A 20,265-nucleotide genomic window follows, 5' to 3' on the forward strand; every position below is an offset into this window, starting at 1 on the left:
AGGGCTTACTGGGATTTGTAGGTCACCGTTTGGCCCGACGTGCCCGGAAAGTCACGCAAAAGTGCATCGGCAAGCGCGGGCATCGCCGCTGCGAGCGGTCCGTAGCGCGTCGTGCTGCCCGCTTCCGCAACGGCGCGGCCTTCCCAAAGCACGCTCTTGTCTGACGCGCGCTCGATCTTGAGCGCGAGCATGTTGATCGCGGTTTCCTTGGTCTTCTTCTCGCCGATGCCGAGGCTGGTGCCGAGACCGACGCCAACGTTCTTGCCGAACGTGCCGCCACCGATGCCGATCGTGATCGGAGAACCGCCGCCTACGCTTTCGCGCGTGGACTGCCCATAGGCGAGGACGCCGATATACTCCGCGCCGTCACGCGCCGGCGCGACCGTGAAGCCGTGTTCTGTGAGCTCGGCGCCGACCGCGGACGCATAGTTCTGAAACTCGAGCGTCCCTGCCGCAGCCTTGTCGAGTGGTTCCAGATAAACGCTGCCGCGCAGCCCAGGCTGCGTCATGTGGAAGCGCGTGACGTCGGCTTCGAAGCGATTGGTGGTGCAGGCGGCGAGAAGTGCGAGCGCGGTGAGCGCAAGGGCCTGTTTCTGCATGGCGGTTCCCCTGGAACAATTGTGCAATCCTATCGCATCATCCTGCGGCTTCACAGCTTTCTTATGCCTGAACGGCTTGCCGGGCTGCCGCTGTCCGCCTATCCGGCGAGGGCGCGAAATAGGAGTGACGGAATGGCATCGGTTCTGGTGACGGGCGGCGCGGGATATATCGGCAGCCATGCCGTTTTAGCACTGAAAGATGCCGGCCATCAGGTCTCGGTGATCGACAATCTCGTCACTGGGTTCCGCTGGGCGGTGCCGGAGGACGTGCCCTTCTACGAAGGCAATGTCGCCGACGAGTCCCTGCTGGACCGTATCGTCGCGGAGCAGGGCGTCGCGGCAATCATGCACTTCGCGGGTTCGGTGGTGGTCCCCGAATCGGTGAGCGATCCGCTCAAATATTACCGCAACAACACCGCCGCGAGCCGCACGCTCATCGAATCAGCGGTCAGGAACGGCGTGAAGCACTTCATCTTCTCGTCGACCGCTGCGGTCTACGGCATCCCCGACCACACGCCCGTGGACGAAGAGACGCCGCGCGTGCCGATAAACCCCTACGGCACCTCGAAGCTGATGACGGAGTTCATGCTGGCGGACGTCGCGGCCGCGCACCCGATCAACTATGCGGCGCTGCGCTACTTCAACGTCGCGGGCGCCGACCCTGCCGGGCGTACCGGCCAGTCGACAGCGGGCGCGACACATCTCATCAAGGTCGCTGTCGAGGCGGCAACCGGCAAACGCCCGCACATCTCCGTGTTCGGCACCGACTATGCGACACCCGACGGAACCGGGGTGCGCGACTACATCCATGTCAGCGATCTTGCTGCCGCGCACGTGCTTGCGCTCGGCTGGCTCGAGGAGCGGCCGGAGGAGTCGGTAACGCTCAACTGCGGTTACAATCGCGGCTTCTCGGTGCTGGAAGTGCTGGATGCGGTGGAGCGTGTTTCGGGCCGCAAGATCGAGCGGCGCATGGAGCCGCGCCGCGCGGGCGATCCCGACGCGCTCGTAGCTGAAAATGCCAAGATTCTCGAAACCTTCCGCTGGCAGCCGCGCAACGGCAACCTCGATACAATCGTGACTCATGCGCTTGCATGGGAGGAGAAGCTCGCCGCGCGCGGCTGAGCCTTCAGGTCGAGAGAAAACGGCGCGAGTCGCCTTCCAGCACCATCGCGGTGAGGCGGCCGGTGGCGTACGCCCCCGTGTCGATGCCGGTGCGGTTTGCCTGCGTGTCGACATCGCGCGTGATTGAATGGCCATGCACGACGTGGAAGCCGTGATCGCCCTTGTGTTCGAGGAACGCCTCGCGAATCCAGATAAGATCGCGCTGGCGCTGCTCCTCCACCGGCACGCCGGGGCGGATGCCGGCGTGGACGAACAGATAGTCGCCTTCGCGGCGCATGAGTTCGAACGATTCGAGGAGTTCGAGATGCGTGCGCGGCATCACCTCGCGGAGCGCGCCGAGCGCGGCGGCCTCGTCGTCGCCGAAGGCGAGTGCTGCGGGGAGGCCGTAGCTCGCCAGCGTCTCGCGCCCGCCGTGCCTCAGCCAGCTGGGATAAAGCGATTCGTTCTCGCGCGGCCGGCCGCTGACGAGGTGCGCGAGAATCGATTCGTGGTTGCCCTTGAGCAGCGTCCAGCGCCGGCCCTTGGGAGGGCCCTCCGCCAGCCGGTCGAGCACCGCGGCCGACGCGTTGCCGCGATCCACATAGTCGCCGAGGAAGATGATTTCCGAATCGCCGCTCCAGCCTTCAAGATCGGCGTCGATCTGGCCGAGCAGCGCGTCCAGAAGGTCGCGACGGCCGTGAATGTCGCCGATCGCGTAGAGGCGCAGGCCTTCGTGCAGGCGGTCTGTGCGTTTCGGGCGGGATCGGAAGCGGGAGAGCATGGCGCCCATGTAATGCACGCGGCGCGGCGAGCAAGCCGGAAGCCTTGACTTCATGCGGTTTGCCCCGTAGGGACGCGCGCTCTTGAACAGCACCAGAATCAGTTTCGCAGGCGGAAAACATGAAGATCCGGAACAGCCTCAAGTCCCTGAAGGGACGTCATCGCGATTGCCGCGTCATCCGCCGCCGCGGCCGCACCTATGTGATCAACAAGACGAATCGCCGCTTCAAGGCGCGCCAGGGCTGATTCTTCACTGCTGAATCTTCCGCTGCTGGCCGAAGCTGCGATCGACGCCGTCATCTTTGATGTTGGCGGCGTTCTTTATCACTGGCACCCGCGCTACCTCTACGAAAAGCTGATCCCGGACCGGGACCGGCTTGAATGGTTCTGCGCCAATGTCGTGACGCCGGAATGGCATTTCCAGCACGATGCCGGGCGGCCCGCCGCCGAAACCACCGCCGAACTCGTCGCTGCCTTCCCGGAGGAGCGCGACCTCATCGAGGCCTATGTACCGCGCTGGCTGGAAACGCTGCCGGGGCCGGTGGACGGCATGATCGAGCTGGTGCACGCGCTCGCCGACCAAGGCGTGCCGCTTTACGGCATTACAAACTTCTCGCACGAATTCTGGCCGCGATTCGCGTCAACCGAGCCAGCATTCGCGCGCTTCCACGACATCATCGTGTCGGGCGAGGAGCGGCTGGTGAAGCCTGATCCCGCCATTTTCGCGCTGGCGAAGCGCCGCTTTCCGGTGGACCCGGCGCGCGCGCTGTTCATTGACGATCGCGACGACAATATCGCCGCCGCGGAAGCGGCAGGCTATCGCGGTCACGTGTTCACCAGTGCGGACCGGGCGAGGGCGGCGCTGACGGCGCTGGGGCTCTCGCTCTGAGACTGGCAAGGCGGCGCGGCGATAGCGTGCGCAGAAAACAGGATCGGCGTCGCGAACAGCGCAAGTCCTGCTGATCCAGCGCCAAGCAGCAGCAAGTCGCCATGAAGTTTACGCATGATGAAATATCCTGGATTCGTGCCTGATGATGCACGGCTACAGGGCGGCCGTCATATAAGCGTCAAAATAGAAACGACGGGGGCGAAACAATTCTGTCCGCGTGTTTTCACGCGTTCGGCAATTGATTTGCAGCGGCTTATTTTCGGCCCTTCAGTTCATCGCCGGTAAGCCGCGCGACGTGGAGCACGTTCGTCGAGCCCGGCGTGCCGAAGGGAACCCCGGCCATGATGATGATGCGGTCGCCGCCGCTCGCGACGCCCGCGCGTAGCGCCATGCGCTTGGCCTTGTTCACCATCTCCTCGAAGTCGTTCACATCGCGCGTATGAACCGCATGGACGCCCCAGAGCAGGCCGAGCTGCCGCGCGGTCGCAAGTTTCGGCGTCAGCACCAGGAGCGGCACGTTGATCCGCTCGCGGCTGGCGCGCCGTGCCGTCGAGCCGGAGGTTGTGAAGCAGCACACCGCGCGCGCCGATATGGTCCCGGCGATCTGCCCCGCCGCGCCGGAAAGCGCGTCGGCGGTCGTCGGTTCGAGCAGCGTTTCGGTGAAATGCACGCGCCGGGCGTGTTCGGGATCGGTTTCGACCGCGCTCGCGATTGCGTCCATCATCCGCACGGCTTCGACAGGCCAGGCGCCCGCCGCCGATTCGGCGGAGAGCATCACGGCATCGGCGCCGTCGTAAACGGCGTTGGCGACGTCGCTCACCTCTGCGCGCGTCGGTGTCGGCGAGGTGATCATCGATTCGAGCATCTGCGTGGCGACCACGACCGGACGTCCCGCCTTGCGCGCGGCCTGCACGATGCGCTTCTGTGCCATCGGCACCGCCTCGGGCGGCATCTCTACGCCAAGGTCGCCGCGCGCGACCATCACCGCGTCGGCGATCTCCAGAATTTCCGTCAGGCGGTCGAGCGCCTGCGGCTTTTCGATTTTCGCGAGAAGCTGCGCGCGCCCGCCAATGAGCGTCCGCGCTTCTGCGACGTCCTCGGGGCGCTGCACGAAGCTGAGTGCCACCCAGTCGACGCCCGCGTCGAGCGCGAAATCGAGGTCGCGGCGATCCTTCTCCGTCAGCGCAGCGAGCGGCACCACTGCGTCGGGGACGTTGAGGCCCTTGTTGGACGACAGGCGCCCGCCCACCATGACCTCGGTTTCGATTCTATCCGGGCTCACCGCAAGGACGCGCAGCGCCACCTTGCCGTCGTCGATGAGCAGCCGGTGGCCGGGCTCGGTGGCGCCGAAGATCTCGGGATGCGGCAGGAAGGCGCGTGTCGTACTGCCCGGGGTGTCGTTCCGGTCGAGCGTGAAGCGCTGGCCGTTCTTCAGTTCCACGGGGGCGTCGAAGCGGCCGATGCGGATTTTTGGTCCCTGCAGATCGGCCAGGATCGTCATCGGCCGCGCGGTTTCGCGTTCGAGTGCGCGGATATGGCCTACGACCTCGGTGTGGCCTTCGTGCCCGCCGTGGCTCATGTTGAGCCGGAAGGCGTCCGCTCCGGCGAGATAAAGCGCGCGAATCTGTTCGTAGCTGCTCGAGGCTGGCCCGAGCGTTGCGAGAATGCGGACCTTGCGGCGGCGCGGCTCTATCTTCATGTGACCCCTTCGCAGTGCTTGCGCGCGGATACCCCTAGAGCGTTACGCTTGTGGGTGCAAAGACAGGAGATGGTGATGGCGATCGACGACAATGTGCGGACCGAAATGGAAGCTGCGGCGTTCCGGCGGCTGGTCGATCACCTCCGGCATCGCACCGATGTGCAGAACGTCGATCTGATGGGCGTCGGCGGGTTCTGCCGCAACTGCCTCGGCGACTGGCTGCGCGAGGCGGGCGCGGCGCGCGGTGTGACGCTCGGCAAGGACGAAGCACGGGCGCTCGTCTACGGAATGGACCCGGCGGACTGGAAGGCGAAGCACCAGACGGAGGCGAGCCCGGAGCAGATGCGCCGCATGGACGAAAGCGTCGCGAAAAACGCACATTAACCCGCCTTGCGGAGTTGGAGCGGGCGACTTACGAACCCCGACCGATTTCTTCATCCATGATTCGAGGCAGGCATGACCGACAACGTATCCGTCGAACAACTCCGTCTTTTTATCGAACGCATCGAGCGTCTTGAGGAAGAGAAGAAGGGCATCGCTGACGACATCAAGGATGTCTACCTCGAAGCGAAGAGCCAGGGCTTCGACCCCAAGACGATGAAAACCGTCGTGCGCCTGCGCAAGATGGACAAGAACACGCGCCAGGAAATGGAAGCGCTGCTCGATACCTACAAGGCGGCGCTCGGCCTCGAGGAGTGACGCGCGCGTCCCATTGCGGGACGCGCGGGGCACAGACTGTCCCGCTCCGGGACGGAAAGCGGACAGGGGCAATCATTCGATCTCAATAAAATCAACATGTTGAGATTCTGGCACGGTGCTTGCTGTTCTCTGGACAGCCGCCGGAGCCACGGCCCCGGCGAAGGCGGCGACCCAACCTGGCGGTGGTCAATGACCCCGATTGCCTCCAGGCGAAAACCCTGAGTTGAGCGGCGATACCACGGCCCCGGTATCGCCGCTTTTCTCGTTTTGGGCGGCTTGGCGCATCGCATCCGCACCTCTAATATCCCGTCCATGAAAATCAGCCTGACCGTTAACGGATCCCTCTGCGAACTCGACGTGGAACCGACGATGTTGCTCGTCGAAATCCTGCGCGATCATTTGCGCCTCACCGGCACACATATCGGCTGCGACACCAGCCAGTGCGGCGCATGCAACGTGCTCATGGATGGCAAGGCGGTGAAGAGCTGCACGGTGATCGCCGGGCAGGCCGACGGCACTGCGGTGACAACGATCGAGGGGCTCGGCGGGGATGGGGCGCTGCACCCTATGCAGGCGGCGTTTCGCGAGGCGCACGGGTTGCAGTGCGGCTTCTGCACGCCGGGCATGGTGATCGCAGGGATCGCCATCGCGGCACGGCACGGGTCGGACGTGGACGAGGAAACCATCCGTCACGACCTTGAAGGCAATCTCTGCCGCTGCACAGGCTACACCAATATCGTGAAGGCGATTCGCGCGGGGGCGGCGGCGCTGTGACGGCGTATCACCGACCTGCGAACCTTGCCGAGGCAGCCTCGCTTCTCGCCAGTGGCGGCGATGTCGCCTGCCTTGCCGGCGGTCACACACTCATTCCGGCGATGAAATCCCGCCTGCGAGCGCCCGATGCGCTCGTCGATCTCGCGCGCGTTCCAGGCCTTTCGGGCGTATCGCGCGAGGGCGAGCGTGTTTGGATCGGCGCGATGACGCGCCACGCCGAGGTTGCGAAGAGCGCCCCGATCGCGGCGCTGGCGCGCCTCGCGGGCGGCATCGGCGATCCGCAGGTGCGGGAGCACGGCACGCTCGGCGGCAGCGTTGCCAACAACGACCCGGCGGCTGACTATCCGGCAGCGGTGCTGGGGCTGGATGCTGTGATCGAAACAAACCGCGGCACGCATACGGCGGACGACTACTTCCTCGGCATGTTCGCAACCGCGCTCGAAGACGCCGAGATCATCACGCGTATCGGCTTCTACGTGCCGCAGGCGGCAGCCTATGCAAAGTTCGCGCACCCCGCCTCGCGCTACGCGCTCGTCGGCGTATTCGTCGCGCGCTTCCCGGGGGGGGCGCGCGTGGCCGTGACCGGCGCGGGGCCGGGCGTGTTCCGCTGGACGGGCGCGGAAGCGGCGATCGATGCGGGCGGCGCGCTTCCGGCGCTTGCGCCGGACGATCTCAATTCCGACATCCACGCCGGCGCCGAATATCGCGCGCATCTCGCCGGCGTGATGCTGCGCCGCGCACTTGGAGACATGGCATGATCCTTTCCACCACCCCTACCATCGAAGGCCGCCCGGCGACCAAGTACCACGGCGTCGTCACCGGCGAGGCGATCCTCGGCGCGAACATCTTCCGCGATCTCTTCGCGGGCATCCGCGACATCGTCGGCGGGCGTGCGGGTTCCTATGAAACCGTGCTGCGCGAGGCGCGGCAGCAGGCGCTCGATGAACTGGCGGCGGAGGCGCAACGGCTCGGCGCGAACGCCGTTGTCGGCATCGATCTCGACTACGAAGTGCTGGGGCAAGGCGGATCGATGCTGATGGTTTCGGCGTCGGGAACGGCGGTCACCGTTTCCTGAACATTGCCAGTAGCGCCCTCGCTCGCGTAAAGACCCGGCCACATTTCCAGAAACCGGCACGAACGAGTCCCATGGCAGGTCATTCCAAATTCAAGAACATCATGCACCGCAAGGGCGCGCAGGACAAAAAGCGCTCGGCGATGTTTTCCAAGCTTTCCCGCGAAATCACCGTCGCGGCCAAGATGGGCACGCCCGATCCCGACATGAACCCGCGCCTGCGCGCGGCGGTGATGGCGGCGAAGGCGCAGTCGATGCCCAAGGACAACATACAGCGCGCGATCGACAAGGCGAGCGGCGGGGATGTCGAGAACTATGAAGAGATTCGCTACGAAGGCTTCGGCCCCGGTGGCGTATCGCTGATCGTCGAGGCGCTCACCGACAACCGCAACCGCACGGCGACGAATGTCCGCACGATCTTCTCGAAGAACGGCGGGAACCTTGGTGCTTCGGGATCGGTGAGCCACGGCTTCGACCGCATGGGCCTGATCGAATATGCGGTGAAGGCGGGGAGCGCGGACAAGGTGTTCGAGGCAGCGCTCGAAGCCGGCGCCGAGGATGTGCAGTCGAGCGACGACGGCCACGAGGTCTGGACCGCGCAGGATGCGCTGCACGAGGTCGCGAAGGCGCTCGAAGCCGTTCTCGGCGAACCGGAAGCCGCGAAGCTTGCGTGGCGACCGCAGACGATGGTGTCGGTTGCGGAAGGAGACGCGGGATCGCTCCTCAAGCTGATCGATGCGCTCGACGATGACGACGACGTCCAGACCGTTTCGGGCAATTACGAGGTCTCCGACGACGTGATGGAGAAGCTCGGCTGATCATTCTCGGCGTCGATCCGGGGCTGAACGCCACCGGCTGGGGCGTGATCCGGGCTGAGGGTAACCGTATCTCGCACATCGCGCACGGCACGCTCCGCATTCCCGCGGACCTGCCGATGGCCGCGCGGCTCTCGGCGCTTTACTCGGGGCTTGCGAGCGTCGTCGCGGAAAGCGGCGCCGGGACGGCGGCGGCCGAAGAGGTGTTCGTCAACAAGAACCCGCAATCGACGCTGAAGCTTGGGCAGGCGCGCGGCGCGGCTCTCGCGGCTCTCGCGGGATCGGGACTTGACGTTGCGGAGTATGCGACGCGTCTCGTCAAGAAGGCGCTGGTCGGTACGGGCGCGGCCGAGAAGGACCAAGTGCGCGCGATGGTGGAGCGTCTGATGCCCGGTGTGAAGATCAAAAGCACCGACGCGGCGGACGCGCTTGCGGTGGCGATCTGCCACGCGCACCATATGGCGAGCGCGAGGGCGCTGGGGGGATACGCACGATGATCGCGAAGCTGAAGGGCCTGCTCGACACAGTCAACGCAGACGCTGCGGTCATTGATGTGAACGGGGTGGGGTATCTCGTCTCGGCGTCGACCAAGACGCTTGCGTCGCTCGGCGGTGTGGGCACCGCGGTCTCCCTGCATATCGAGACACATGTCCGCGAGGATGCGATCCAGCTGTTCGGTTTCGTGAGCGAGCGCGAGCGTGACTGGTTCCGCCTGCTGCAGACGGTGCAGGGTGTCGGCGCGAAAGTGGCGCTGGCGATCCTGTCCGTGCTGACGCCGGACGAACTGCACGCCGCGATCGCCAACCGCGACAAGACGATGGTGGGCCGCGCGAGCGGCGTTGGTCCGAAGCTCGCCGAGCGCATCGTCAACGAACTGAAGGACAAGGCGGGTGGTATCGCCGGGGCGACGATCCCCGTGGGCGGCTTCGCCGCTGCCGCGCCGAAAGGCGGCCTCGCGGCGGATGCGCTCTCCGCACTCGCCAACCTTGGCTACAAGCCTGCCGAAGCGAACCGCGTTGTCACGGCCGCGATCGAAGAAGCGGGCGAGGGCGCGGATGTCGGTACTGTGGTGCGGCTGGCGCTCAAGAAAGCCGCACGGTGATGAAAGGAACGACGATGCGCGGGCTGATCCCGGTTGCACTCATGATGATGGCCGCTGCGACTGCCCAGGCAGAGCCGTTTCGGACTGGCCCGGTCTTTTCGGATTTCGGCAAGAGCGCGCCCGTAGAATCCGATCTCCCGATCCCGAGGGGCACGGTTTTCAAGGTGGCGTTCGATGTCGCCAAGGGCGCGGATGCGGGGGAGATCAATCGTACGTTCGACAGTGCGGGCCGCTTCATCAACATGCATGTCGCGGCGGGCGTTCCGCTGGAAAACATCCACCTGGCGATCATCGTCCACGGCACCGCCGGTTGGGACGTGACGAACGATACGGTTTACCGTGCGCACAACGGGGACAAGCCCAACGGTTCGGCTGCCGTTATCGCCGCGCTTCTGGAGCGCGGGGTCGCGGTCTACCTTTGCGGACAAAGCGCAGCACGCATGGGGGTGACCAAGGCAGATCTGTTGCCCGGCGTGAAGCTTTCGCTTTCGGCGATGACGGCCCATGCCCTGCTTCAACAGCAGGGATATACGCTGAACCCGTTCTGATGCAGCTGCCAGCCGAAGGCTCGACAGGCGTGGCGGGCTATCGCATGGAGACGGCGTGACGGATCAGGAACGCATCATAAGCTCTCAGCGTACCGGCGAGGACGTGGATGCCGCGCTTCGGCCCAAGCGGCTGGAGGAGTTCGTCGGGCAGGCGGCAGCGCGGGAGAATTTGCGTGTGTTCATTTCCGCCGCAAAGCAGCGCGGCGAAGCGATGGACCATGTGCTGTTCTTCGGGCCGCCGGGGCTCGGGAAGACGACGCTGGCGCAGATCATCGCGCGCGAACTGGGCGTCGGTTTCCGCTCCACCTCCGGCCCGGTGATCGCGAAGGCGGGCGACCTCGCGGCGCTGCTCACCAACCTTGAACCCAATGACGTGCTGTTCATCGACGAGATTCACCGGATGAATCCGGCGGTGGAGGAAATCCTCTACCCGGCGATGGAGGACCGCGCTCTCGACATCATGATCGGCGAGGGCCCCTCGGCGCGATCGGTGCGGATCGACCTGCCGCCCTTCACACTCGTGGGTGCGACGACGCGCTCGGGGCTTATCACGACGCCGCTTCGCGACCGGTTCGGTATCCCTGTTCGGCTCAATTTCTACACGGTCGACGAACTCGAACACGTGGTGACGCGCGCCGCCGGGCTGCTCGGCATGGCACTGTCGCCCGAAGGCGCGCGCGAAATCGCCGGCCGCGCGCGCGGTACGCCGCGCATCGCCGGGCGCCTGCTGCGGCGTGTGCGCGACTTCGCGCATGTTGCGGGCGCGGAGATTGTCGATCGTATGGTCGCGGACACGGCGCTCTTGAGGCTGGAGGTCGATGCGCTCGGGCTCGACGCGATGGACCGGCGCTACCTCGGCATGATCGCCGACATCTACAAGGGTGGCCCGGTCGGCATCGAGACGTTGGCGGCAGGGCTTTCGGAGCCGCGCGATACGCTCGAAGAGGTCATCGAACCCTTCCTGATCCAGCTCGGCCTCGTCGCGCGGACTGCGCGCGGGCGGATGCTGAATGGCCGGGCCTGGACGCACCTTGGCCTTGCCCCGCCGGCCGGTGCCGGAGACGTCCTCCCCTTCGAGGACTGAGCCGCGCCCTCGAATCGGCGCATTTTCGGGCTTCCCCGCCGAGTCCTGCCCGGTTAGACACCGGACGGAATGACGGGTGAAACAACAAGCGGCCCGACCTCAGGCGCCTTTGTGGACGGTGTTCACCGCTTTCCCGTGCGCGTCTATTTCGAGGACACCGATCTTTCGGGAGTCGTTTATCACGCGAACTACCTGCGCTTCATGGAGCGCGCGCGGTCGGACATGCTGCGCGTCGCGGGGATCGACCAGCGCGCCTTCTTCGATGCGGGCGAGGGGGCCTACGCGGTGACGGACCTTCATATCCGTTACGTGCGTCCCGCGCGGCTCGACGACGTGCTCCATGTTGAAAGCCGTGTAAAAAGCATCGGCGCGGCGTCGTGCCGGATCGCGCAAGTCATCGTACGTTCAGGGGAACTCGTCACGGATGCGCTTGTTACAGCTGCACTCGTCGGGCGAGACGGCAGGCCGAAGCGTCAGCCGCGGGAATGGCGCAGGGTATTCGAGGATTTGGCCGTAAAGGCGGGAAACGGGGAGCCGGATGGAAACTGAGGTTGCAAACGTCGCGTTGGCGGGGGCCGCGGATATGTCGCCGTGGGCGCTGTTCATGCAGGCGGATATCGTCGTCAAGGCGGTGATGATCGGGCTTCTGTTCGCGTCGATCTGGTCGTGGGCGATCATCATCGAACGTGCACGGCGGCTGAAGGTGATCGGCAAGCAGACCGAGGCATTCGAAAACCGCTTCTGGAAGGCGAACAGCTTCGAGGACATCCGCGAGGCACCGGGCAAGGCCGAACATCCGGCAACCAAGGTGTTCGCGGCGGCGATGAGCGAGTGGCGGCGTTCGACGGCGGGCGGCACTTACGACCGCGTCGGCCTTCGCACGCGCCTCGGCGGTGTGATGGGCGTCGCCATCGCGCGCGAGATCGACACGCTTTCCGACCGGCTCAACATTCTTGCCACCATCGGCTCTGTCTCGCCGTTTGTCGGCCTGTTCGGGACGGTGTGGGGTATCATGCGCAGCTTCACCTCGATCGCGGCGACGCAGAACACGACGCTCGCCGTCGTTGCGCCCGGCATCGCCGAGGCGCTGTTCGCGACCGCGATGGGTCTGTTCGCGGCGATTCCCGCAGTGATCGGCTACAACCGGCTTCTCTACGGCATCGGCCGTGTCGAGGGGCGCCTGCACAATTTCGCCGAGGAGTTCCAGGGCGAACTCTCGCGTGAGCTTGAAACCATGGCACCGAAGGCCTGACGCATGGCGATGGGCATAGCTCCCGGTGGACGCAGAGGCGGCAAGGCGCCGCCGATGAGCGAGATCAACGTGACGCCGCTTGTCGACGTCATGCTCGTCCTGCTCATCATTTTCATGGTGACGGCGCCGCTGCTCGTCTCCGGCGTTCCCATCGACCTTCCCGATAGCAAGGCGGGCGCGCTGAAGCAGGACAACACGCCGATCCAGGTGTCGCTGAGCGCCGAGGGCGAGGTTTATGTCGACGAGCAGCTCGTGCCCGCCGAAGAGCTTGCTGCGAAGCTCGCAGCGATCGGCGAAGCGCGTGCGGGCGAAGCGGAGGGGCCGCGCGTCTATGTGCGCGCCGACCGCCGCCTCGACTTCGGAAACGTGATGCGCGTGATGGGCGAGGTGAACGCCGCGGGTTTCAAAAAGGTCGCGCTCGTGAGCGAGGCCGGCGCAGAGGACCGGTGACCGAGAATCGTGCGATCCTGATTGCCGGCGTGGCGCACCTGGCGCTGTTCGCCGGGCTGTCGCTGAGCTGGAGCCTGATGTCGAAGGACATCGCGCCGATCGTGGAGCCGATCCCGGTCGAGTTTGTCGACATTTCCGACGTGCCGACCGTGCAGGAAAAGCCCAAGCCTTCGATCGAGGCGGCGCCGCGCGAGACGGTGGAGGAAGCCGAGCCTGAGGTCGTTGAGCCCGAGCCGACGCCGGAACCGACCCCGCCGCCGGTTGAGGTCGCGCCAAAGGAAGCGCCGAAGCCCAAGGCCGAGCCGAAAAAGCCTGATCCCAAGCCGATCGAAAAGCCGAAACCCAAGCGTGATCTTTCGAACCTGATCGACAAATCGCTGAAGGACGCGCCGCGGAAGACCAAGCCGACCGACTTCGCGAAATCGATCGAACAGGCGATTCCCGAAGGCGCCAAGCTCGACGCGCGGACGATGGCAACGCTGGCACAGGCGATCCGCGACCGTATCTACCGCTGCTGGGACCCGGGCGCGGGCGGACCGGACGCGCGCAATATCAAGACGCTGCTGCGCGTGCGCGTGCAGCGCGACGGCACCATCATCGGCCGGCCGGAGGTGTTGTCGCAGAGCGGCGTCGGCCCCGGCAACGCCGCTTATGGCCGCGTGGCGCGCGACGCCGCGATCCGCGCCGTTATGAACCCCGCATGTTCACTGGAAGGACTTCCCCCGGAACTTTATGACGGGTGGAAGGATTTCGAACTCAATTTCGACCCAAGCGAGACGCTGTAAGGAAATGCCTGTGAAACGCCTCATCTCCGCACTGTCGGCCCTTTTGATCGCGATCGCCGCGACACCGGCCGCCGCCCAGCTTCGCGTCGACATCAACGCGGGCATTTCGAAGCCGATGCCGATCGCGGTGCCCGCGTTCACGACGCCCGCGCTCGCGACCACGGTTGCCGGCGACACGGCGGCGCTCGGGCGGCAGGTGGCGGAGGTCGTTTCGAACGACCTTGCAAGCTCCGGCCTCTTCAAGCCGATCAACCCTTCGGCGTTCACCACGACCGTCGCCTATGCCGACGTGCTGGCGCCGCGCTTCCCGAACTGGCGGACGGTGGCGGCGCAGGCGCTGGTCACGGGCTTCGTGCAGGTGAACGGCAACGGCTCGATCACGGTGGGCTGCTATCTATACGATGTATTCTCAGAGGAGATCCTCGCGCGGGAGGGCTTCTCGACGCAGCCGGCGTTCTGGCGGCGGGCCGCGCACAAGTGCGCTGATGCGGTCTATTCGCGGCTGACGGGGGAAAGCGGATACTTCGACAGCCGCATCGTCTATGTTTCGGAAACGGGTAGCCAGACGAAGCGCATCAAGCGGCTTGCGATCATGGATCAGGACGGTGCCAACCACCGCTTCCTGACGAACGGCCAGAACCTCGTGCTGACGCCGCGCTTCTCGCCGAGCCAGCAGACGGTCGCCTACATGTCGTTCGCGCAGAACCGGCCGCGCGTTTACGTCTACAACATCGGCACCGGGCGCCAGACGCTGGTCGGCAACTTTCCGAACATGAGCTTCGCGCCGCGCTTCTCGCCCGATGGGCAGAGCCTCGTGTTCTCGATGGCGCAGGGCGGCAACACCGATATCTATCGCATGAGCGTGAACGGCGGCACGCCGCAGCGGCTGACGAGCACGCCCGGCATCGATACCGGCCCGAGCTATTCGCCCGACGGCAGCAAGATCGTGTTCGAATCGGATCGTGGCGGCACGCAGCAGCTCTACGTGATGAACGCGGACGGTTCGGACCAGCGCCGGATCAGCTTCGGCGGCGGACGTTATGCGACACCGGTATGGTCCCCGCGCGGCGATCTCATCGCCTTTACGCGCATGGGCGGCGGCGGTTTCCGAATCGGCGTGATGCGCCCCGACGGCTCGGGCGAGCGGCTGCTCACCGACAGCTGGGGCGATGAGGGGCCGACCTGGTCGCCGAACGGCCGTGTCGTGATGTTCTTCCGGAGCCAGCGTGGCGGGCGCGCCGACCTCTGGTCGGTGGACCTTACGGGCGTCAACGAACGGCGCATTCCGACACCGCTCGACGGGTCCGATCCGGCGTGGTCTCCACTTTTGCCTTAAAAAGCATAGCATTCAGGTGTTATTAAGGGTTGTCGACCGAGTTCAGTTTGGAAACCGTAATGACGGATTCGCGTTGTTGAGTGGAAACCGGCGACTGTCGCCGGGTTCTTTTGGGGTTCCGAGACAGGGAGAGTGATGATGAAGACTGCCTTGAAAGTGGTGATGGTGGCCGCGCTGGTCACGACGGCAGCGTGCTCGAAGAAGGCCGAAGAGCTGCCGCCGCCGCCGCCGCCCGCGGCCCCGGCTGAAACACCGACCCCGACTCCGGCGCCTGCGCCCGTCACCAGCACGGTTGTGCCGGGCAGTGTCGAGGACTTCGTCCAGCAGGCGGGCAGCGACCGCGTGTTCTTCGAGTTCGACAGCTACCAGCTCGACAGCGCGTCGCAGGCGACGCTGACGAAGCAGGCCGGCTGGCTCGCCCAGTATGCGAACGTGAAGGTCACGATCGAAGGCCACGCCGACGAGCGCGGCACGCGTGAATACAACCTCGCGCTGGGTGAACGCCGCGCCAACTCGGTGAAGAACTTCCTCGCCGGGCAGGGCGTTGCCGCTGATCGCATCAGCGTGATCAGCTACGGCAAGGAACGTCCGGCCGTCGAAGGTTCGGACGAGAGCGCCTGGGCACAGAACCGCCGCGCCGTCACGGTGCTGGTCGGCGCTGCCGCGAGCTGAGCCCGCGTCAGACTGAAGTTGGAGAGGGCCGTCCTTCGGGGCGGCCCTTTTCTTTTGCGGCGAGACCTGTGAGCGGGCGGAGCCATGGCACGCCGCGGCCGACGATGTAGAACAGCGATCCGTGCTCCCGCGCCAGCCCACGATACCGGCAGGTCTTGGGTTCGCCGCGAAGCTCGCGTATATCCGCCCGCGAAAGGTGAGAGTCCCCAGCATGTCCCTTCGTCCCTGGCGCGATATCGCGCGGCGCAAATCGCGGCAGATCATGGTCGGCAGCGTTCCGGTGGGTGGAGACGCGCCGATCACCGTGCAGACCATGACCAACACGCCGACCTCCGACGCGAAGGCGACGATCGACCAGATCCGCCGCTGCGAGGAAGCGGGGGCGGACATCATCCGCGTGTCGTGCCCCGATGTCGAATCGACCACGGCGTTCCGGCAGATCGCGCGGGCGGCGCGGGTGCCGCTCGTCGCCGACATTCATTTCCACTACAAGCGCGCGCTCGAAGCGGCGGACGCAGGCGCGGCGTGCCTGCGCATCAATCCGGGCAACATCGGATCGTCGGAGCGTGTGGCGGAAGTGGTGCGCGCCGCGAAGGCGAACGGCTGCGCGATCCGCATCGGCGTCAACGCGGGAAGCCTTGAGAAGGATTTGCTCGAAAAGTACGGCGAGCCGTGCCCCGAGGCGCTCGTCGAAAGCGCGCTCGATCATATCCGCCTGCTCGAGGAGCACGACTTCCGCGAATACAAGGTGGCGGTGAAGGCTTCCGACGCGTTCCTCGCGGTTGCGGCCTACCAGCAACTCGCCGAAGCCGTGGATTGCCCGCTGCATCTCGGCATCACCGAGGCGGGCGGGCTGATCGGCGGCACGGTGAAGTCGGCGATCGGCATCGGCTCGCTGCTCTGGTTCGGCGTCGGCGACACGATCCGCGTGTCGCTGTCCGCGGAGCCCGAGGAGGAAGTCCGCGTCGGCTATGAAATCCTGAAGACGCTCGGCCTGCGCACGCGCGGCGTCCGCGTCGTGTCCTGCCCCAGCTGCGCGCGCCAGGGCTTCGACGTCATCCGCACGGTGCAGGCGCTGGAGGATGCGCTCCAGCACATCAAGACGCCGATGTCGCTCTCGATCCTCGGCTGTGTCGTCAACGGTCCCGGCGAGGCGCGCGAGACCGACATCGGCATCACCGGCGGCGGCAACGGCAAGCACATGGTCTATTTGTCGGGCATCACCGACCACACGATCGCGGACGCTGACATGATCGCGCACGTCGTGGGTCTTGTTGAAGCCAAGGCTGCCGAGATCGAAGCGGGGAGCGCGGTGAGCATGGACACGTTGCACGGCAAGGCCGCATGAAGACGGGGTCCGACATCAGGCTCGAACCGCCGGTGGCGCGCAAGGCCGTTGCGACCGGCGCATCGGCAACCGGGGCAACGACGCTCGGCTACGGCGCCGTTGCGGCGCTGACGCTCGGGGCCTTCGCGCTCGGGGCTGTCGCGGTCGGCGCGCTTGCGATCGGGCGGCTCCGCATCGGCAAGGCGCGCATCCGCAAACTGCGGATCGACGAACTCGAGGTCGGAACGATCACCAGAACAGGCGAGGATCGCGCGTGACCCTTTTGATTCGCGCAGCGGTGCGCGAGGACGCGCCGCTTATCTTCCGTTTCATCTGCGATCTCGCCGAATATGAGAAACTGCGCCACGAGGTGAAAGGCGACGCCGAAGGGCTTGCCGAGCAGCTGTTCGGCCCGCGCCCCTATGCCGAGGTGCTGATCGCCGAGGATGACGGCGCGCCCCTTGGCTTTGCGCTGTTCTTCCACAATTTCTCGACCTTTGAAGGGCGGCCGGGGATTTACCTCGAAGACCTGTTTGTCGCGCCCGAGGCGCGCGGCAAGGGTGCGGGCAAGGCGCTGCTCGCGCGGCTTGCGGCGCTTGCGATCGAGCGGGATTGCGCACGCGTCGAATGGGCGGTTCTCAACTGGAACACGCCTGCGATCGATTTCTACCGTTCGCTCGGCGCGCGGCCGATGGATGAATGGACGGTCAACCGCGTCGACGGCGAGGCGTTGAAGGCGCTCGCCGCGTCAGGGTAGCGGTTCGAGTACGCGGTCGAGCGGCGCGGGGCCGTTGCCGAAACGTTCGAGGTGCGGATAGCGGAGTCCGCCGGTGTAGCCGAGGCGGATCGTGCGATAGCGCGGGCCTTCCTTCACGAGCAGTTCGATGGGGGTCTTGCCGCCCTTCGCGGCGGTGATCGTCGCCTTGAAATCGGCCTCGTTGAACTCGCGGCCGTTCACCGCCATGATCCGCGTCGCGGTCGTCACGCCTTCGCGGAACATCGGCCCGTCCCACACGACGTTGGAGATCGCCCCCGTAGCACTGACCGTGATGCCCACCGAATGGCTGAGATCGGTTGTGCGGCTGCGTGCGTCGCTCGAAACCTGATAGGGATTCGGCGTTTCCTTGAAGACGAGCCGGTAGCCGCCCTTCTCGATGCCGCCAAGCGGGGGTTTCGCGATCTCATCGACGCGGGTTTTCAGGAAGGTCGCCCAGTCGTGCGGCGCGACCGCATCGAGCGCGGCGACAACATCCTCGAAGGTGTAGGTGACCGTGCCCCAATCGCCATCGTTCATGCCGAAGAAGCCGCGCGCGAAATCGTCGAGCGATTTCCTGCCGCCAGTCTTCTCGCGGATCAGCATGTCGGCTTCCATCCAGATGAGCGAGCCTTCGCTGTAATAGTCTTCCGAACGCTGCCACGTGCGGAAGGCCTGCGGGCGGCGGGCGTTGGTGATGGGGTCGTTGGTGGTGTCGATGAGCGGCTTCCACGCCCGGCCCGGCTGCATCTCGTAGAAGGCCGCCTGATTCGCGAACTCGCCGAGCACGACATCCTTTGGGATCAGCCCGGAGCGCGCGGCGAGCACCGAATCCCAGTAGCTCGTCTGCCCTTCATAGACCCACAGCAGGCTGTTCTGCATCGGCGTGCGATAGTCCGGCGTCCAGAGATCGGCGCCGCGGCGGAACTTGCCGTTCCAGCTGTGCGTGAATTCATGGGGAAGCAGCCCACGCATTGCCGCCGTGTTCGCCCAGTCCGTAAAATAGACGCGGGGCAGAGCGTTTTCGGAGCTGCGGTGATGTTCAAGGCCGATGCCGCCAAGCTCGGTGGAGAGCGCGAACAGGAATTCGTAGCGGTCGTAGTGGCGCGATCCGAACAGCTTTATCGCCTGATCGACCATGCGCCGGTGCGCCGCGATCTGATCGTCGGTGGCGGCAAGGTCGCCGGGGCGATCGGCGAAGACATTGAGGCGAACGTCGTGGCCGAGATCCCACGCCTTGTAGTTGCTCCCGGCGAACATCGGGCTGTCGACGAGCGTTTCGAAATCGGTCTCGGCGTAGCGGAGCGTATTGCCGGTGCGCACCACACCGTCCAGCGCGGCGACACCCTGCCAGCCTTCGGGCAGCGTGACCGCGGGGCGCACGCGGATCTGCCGCGTGTAGTGACCTGCCGGGTAGAGCGCGACCGTCTCCCATTGCAGGTTCAGCATCTCCGCCGTCACGCTGACGCGGCCCTGATTGCCCTCCGTGGGGGAAAGGTACTGGAAGCGGACGTCGAGCACCTTCGCGCCCTTCGGCACATCGACGGTGAAGGCATAGACGTCGCGCGGGTCGCGCTTCCACGGCACGGGCTTGCCGCCCGCGCTGATCGTGAGCCCGGCAAGCGCGGCGATCGGACCGCGCGGGGCGTGCTTGCCGGGGAGCCATTCGGGATAGCGCAGCGTCAGCGGCCCCGGCACGGCGACGGGGATCTGCTGGCGGACGCCGAGGATACGCCGGGCCGTGTCCGTGGCGTCGATATCGAGCGTCATCACGCCCGGGTAGCGGAGATCCTGCGCGGGCTGTTCCGCTTGAACATAGGTGGGTGTTCGGGGAAGGCTGTTTTCAGCGGCGGCGGGGGCCGCCAGAAGAATCAGGAACGAACAGAACGCACGCAAGGCAGTCTCCCCGGGAAATGACTTTCCCCGAGGAATGACGGAATTGTTTCAGACGGTAAAGATCAGCCCTTGGTCTTCGCGCGCTCGACGCCGTCCAGAATCAGCTGGCGTGCCTTTTCGGCATCGCCCCAGCCGTTCAGCTTCGCCCACTTGCCGGGTTCGAGATCCTTGTAGTGCTCGAAGAAGTGCTCGATCTGGCGCAGCACGATCGGCGGCAGGTCGCTGTGGTTGGTGACGTTGCCGTAGTAGGGGAAGGTCGAATCGACGGGCACGGTGAGCAGCTTCTCGTCGCCGCCCTTGTCGTCTTCCATCAGCAGCACGCCGACCGGGCGCACGCGGATCACCGCGCCCGAGATGATCGGCGAGCGCGTGATGACGAGCGCGTCGAGCGGATCGCCGTCCTCGCCGAGCGTGTGCGGGATGAAGCCGTAGTTCGCCGGATAACGCATCGGCGTGTGCAGGATGCGATCGACGAAGATCGCGCCTGAGTCCTTGTCGAACTCGTATTTCACCGGTTCACCGCCGATCGGCACCTCGATGATGACATTGAGTTCGTGGGGCGGGTTCGGTCCGACGGGAATCTTTGATATATCCATGGCGCGCGGCGTTTAGCGGTTCTTCGCGTCGAAGG

Annotated in this window: 27 protein-coding genes; 22 read left to right on the forward strand and 5 right to left on the reverse strand. The window is 65.6% G+C overall.

What is annotated here, in order from left to right:
- Nucleotides 1–5: 5 nt before the first annotated feature.
- Nucleotides 6–599 carry a DUF4136 domain-containing protein gene (locus AAC014_RS02915; RefSeq protein ID WP_339703850.1) on the reverse strand — a complete coding sequence of 198 codons (594 nt, stop codon included), beginning with the start codon at nt 597–599 and terminating at the stop codon, nt 6–8.
- A 132-nt stretch (nt 600–731) separates the two neighbouring features.
- Between AAC014_RS02915 and galE the strand changes: the two genes are divergently transcribed.
- Nucleotides 732–1,721, forward strand: coding sequence for a UDP-glucose 4-epimerase GalE (gene galE / locus AAC014_RS02920; protein ID WP_339703851.1), 990 nt, complete (start codon nt 732–734; stop codon nt 1,719–1,721).
- Between the two features lie 4 nt (nt 1,722–1,725).
- Here the strand turns inward: galE and AAC014_RS02925 are convergent, their stop codons facing one another.
- Nucleotides 1,726–2,535, reverse strand: a complete 810-nt coding sequence (locus AAC014_RS02925) for a metallophosphoesterase (RefSeq protein WP_339703853.1) — start codon at nt 2,533–2,535, stop codon at nt 1,726–1,728.
- A gap of 65 nt (nt 2,536–2,600) precedes the next feature.
- Here AAC014_RS02925 and ykgO point away from each other — a divergent pair, with 65 nt between their 5' ends.
- Both ykgO and AAC014_RS02935 read left to right on the forward strand, forming a co-directional pair.
- The gene (gene ykgO, locus AAC014_RS02930) at nt 2,601–2,726 is read left to right on the forward strand and encodes a type B 50S ribosomal protein L36 (protein ID WP_050599643.1); all 126 of its coding nucleotides are present in this window, start codon (nt 2,601–2,603) and stop codon (nt 2,724–2,726) included.
- 52 nt (nt 2,727–2,778) lie between these two features.
- On the forward strand, nt 2,779–3,369 hold the full coding sequence (locus AAC014_RS02935) for an HAD family phosphatase (RefSeq protein ID WP_339703983.1): 591 nt from the start codon (nt 2,779–2,781) through the stop codon (nt 3,367–3,369).
- A 253-nt stretch (nt 3,370–3,622) separates the two neighbouring features.
- On the opposite strand, the gene pyk is transcribed toward AAC014_RS02935, so the two are convergent.
- Complete coding sequence (gene pyk / locus AAC014_RS02940; RefSeq protein ID WP_339703874.1) at nt 3,623–5,068, reverse strand: pyruvate kinase; 1,446 nt, start codon at nt 5,066–5,068, stop codon at nt 3,623–3,625.
- Between the two features lie 69 nt (nt 5,069–5,137).
- Between pyk and AAC014_RS02945 the strand changes: the two genes are divergently transcribed.
- The 19 genes from AAC014_RS02945 (at nt 5,138) to AAC014_RS03035 (ending at nt 17,741) form a co-directional block, all read left to right on the forward strand.
- A complete protein-coding gene (locus AAC014_RS02945) occupies nt 5,138–5,452 on the forward strand; it encodes a DUF1244 domain-containing protein (RefSeq protein WP_339703985.1) in 315 nt (104 codons plus the stop codon).
- A gap of 72 nt (nt 5,453–5,524) precedes the next feature.
- Complete coding sequence (locus AAC014_RS02950) at nt 5,525–5,767, forward strand: DUF2312 domain-containing protein (RefSeq protein ID WP_339703876.1); 243 nt, start codon at nt 5,525–5,527, stop codon at nt 5,765–5,767.
- Between the two features lie 312 nt (nt 5,768–6,079).
- Nucleotides 6,080–6,541: a (2Fe-2S)-binding protein gene (locus AAC014_RS02955; RefSeq protein ID WP_339703878.1), complete on the forward strand. Its 462-nt coding sequence runs from the start codon at nt 6,080–6,082 to the stop codon at nt 6,539–6,541.
- Nucleotides 6,538–7,299 (forward strand): FAD binding domain-containing protein, encoded by a 762-nt coding sequence (locus tag AAC014_RS02960; RefSeq protein ID WP_339703880.1) that lies wholly within the window; start codon nt 6,538–6,540, stop codon nt 7,297–7,299. The genes AAC014_RS02955 and AAC014_RS02960 overlap by 4 nt, the downstream gene beginning before the upstream one ends.
- Entirely contained in the window at nt 7,296–7,616 is a 321-nt protein-coding gene (locus AAC014_RS02965) for a heavy metal-binding domain-containing protein (RefSeq protein WP_121047077.1), read from the forward strand. The genes AAC014_RS02960 and AAC014_RS02965 overlap by 4 nt, the downstream gene beginning before the upstream one ends.
- A gap of 71 nt (nt 7,617–7,687) precedes the next feature.
- Nucleotides 7,688–8,431 carry a YebC/PmpR family DNA-binding transcriptional regulator gene (locus tag AAC014_RS02970; RefSeq protein ID WP_339703883.1) on the forward strand — a complete coding sequence of 248 codons (744 nt, stop codon included), beginning with the start codon at nt 7,688–7,690 and terminating at the stop codon, nt 8,429–8,431.
- Entirely contained in the window at nt 8,428–8,925 is a 498-nt protein-coding gene (ruvC, locus tag AAC014_RS02975) for a crossover junction endodeoxyribonuclease RuvC (RefSeq protein ID WP_339703987.1), read from the forward strand. Before AAC014_RS02970 ends, ruvC begins: the two co-directional genes overlap by 4 nt.
- Nucleotides 8,922–9,530 (forward strand): Holliday junction branch migration protein RuvA, encoded by a 609-nt coding sequence (gene ruvA / locus AAC014_RS02980; protein WP_339703885.1) that lies wholly within the window; start codon nt 8,922–8,924, stop codon nt 9,528–9,530. Before ruvC ends, ruvA begins: the two co-directional genes overlap by 4 nt.
- A gap of 14 nt (nt 9,531–9,544) precedes the next feature.
- On the forward strand, nt 9,545–10,078 hold the full coding sequence (locus tag AAC014_RS02985; RefSeq protein WP_339703887.1) for a DsrE family protein: 534 nt from the start codon (nt 9,545–9,547) through the stop codon (nt 10,076–10,078).
- A gap of 55 nt (nt 10,079–10,133) precedes the next feature.
- The gene (ruvB, locus tag AAC014_RS02990) at nt 10,134–11,162 is read left to right on the forward strand and encodes a Holliday junction branch migration DNA helicase RuvB (protein WP_339703889.1); all 1,029 of its coding nucleotides are present in this window, start codon (nt 10,134–10,136) and stop codon (nt 11,160–11,162) included.
- A 69-nt stretch (nt 11,163–11,231) separates the two neighbouring features.
- The gene (locus AAC014_RS02995) at nt 11,232–11,711 is read left to right on the forward strand and encodes a YbgC/FadM family acyl-CoA thioesterase (protein WP_339703891.1); all 480 of its coding nucleotides are present in this window, start codon (nt 11,232–11,234) and stop codon (nt 11,709–11,711) included.
- Complete coding sequence (tolQ, locus tag AAC014_RS03000; RefSeq protein ID WP_339703893.1) at nt 11,701–12,414, forward strand: protein TolQ; 714 nt, start codon at nt 11,701–11,703, stop codon at nt 12,412–12,414. The genes AAC014_RS02995 and tolQ overlap by 11 nt, the downstream gene beginning before the upstream one ends.
- A gap of 54 nt (nt 12,415–12,468) precedes the next feature.
- Entirely contained in the window at nt 12,469–12,864 is a 396-nt protein-coding gene (tolR, locus tag AAC014_RS03005; RefSeq protein ID WP_339703895.1) for a protein TolR, read from the forward strand.
- Entirely contained in the window at nt 12,861–13,649 is a 789-nt protein-coding gene (locus AAC014_RS03010; protein WP_339703897.1) for a cell envelope integrity protein TolA, read from the forward strand. The genes tolR and AAC014_RS03010 overlap by 4 nt, the downstream gene beginning before the upstream one ends.
- A gap of 4 nt (nt 13,650–13,653) precedes the next feature.
- Complete coding sequence (gene tolB, locus AAC014_RS03015) at nt 13,654–14,985, forward strand: Tol-Pal system beta propeller repeat protein TolB (protein ID WP_339703899.1); 1,332 nt, start codon at nt 13,654–13,656, stop codon at nt 14,983–14,985.
- Nucleotides 14,986–15,123: 138 nt separating this feature from the next.
- Nucleotides 15,124–15,657 carry a peptidoglycan-associated lipoprotein Pal gene (gene pal / locus AAC014_RS03020; RefSeq protein ID WP_339703901.1) on the forward strand — a complete coding sequence of 178 codons (534 nt, stop codon included), beginning with the start codon at nt 15,124–15,126 and terminating at the stop codon, nt 15,655–15,657.
- A gap of 211 nt (nt 15,658–15,868) precedes the next feature.
- The gene (ispG, locus tag AAC014_RS03025) at nt 15,869–17,005 is read left to right on the forward strand and encodes a flavodoxin-dependent (E)-4-hydroxy-3-methylbut-2-enyl-diphosphate synthase (RefSeq protein ID WP_339703903.1); all 1,137 of its coding nucleotides are present in this window, start codon (nt 15,869–15,871) and stop codon (nt 17,003–17,005) included.
- Nucleotides 17,002–17,262, forward strand: coding sequence for a hypothetical protein (locus AAC014_RS03030; RefSeq protein ID WP_339703905.1), 261 nt, complete (start codon nt 17,002–17,004; stop codon nt 17,260–17,262). The genes ispG and AAC014_RS03030 overlap by 4 nt, the downstream gene beginning before the upstream one ends.
- Nucleotides 17,259–17,741, forward strand: a complete 483-nt coding sequence (locus tag AAC014_RS03035) for a GNAT family N-acetyltransferase (RefSeq protein WP_339703907.1) — start codon at nt 17,259–17,261, stop codon at nt 17,739–17,741. The genes AAC014_RS03030 and AAC014_RS03035 overlap by 4 nt, the downstream gene beginning before the upstream one ends.
- Here the strand turns inward: AAC014_RS03035 and AAC014_RS03040 are convergent.
- Both AAC014_RS03040 and ppa read right to left on the reverse strand, forming a co-directional pair.
- Complete coding sequence (locus AAC014_RS03040) at nt 17,733–19,634, reverse strand: peptidase M61 (RefSeq protein WP_339703909.1); 1,902 nt, start codon at nt 19,632–19,634, stop codon at nt 17,733–17,735. The genes AAC014_RS03035 and AAC014_RS03040 overlap by 9 nt on opposite strands.
- Nucleotides 19,635–19,696: 62 nt before the next feature.
- Nucleotides 19,697–20,230 carry an inorganic diphosphatase gene (gene ppa, locus AAC014_RS03045; protein WP_339703910.1) on the reverse strand — a complete coding sequence of 178 codons (534 nt, stop codon included), beginning with the start codon at nt 20,228–20,230 and terminating at the stop codon, nt 19,697–19,699.
- Nucleotides 20,231–20,265: the final 35 nt, after the last annotated feature.

This window comes from uncultured Sphingosinicella sp., assembly GCF_963974575.1.
Lineage (GTDB): Bacteria > Pseudomonadota > Alphaproteobacteria > Sphingomonadales > Sphingomonadaceae > Sphingosinicella.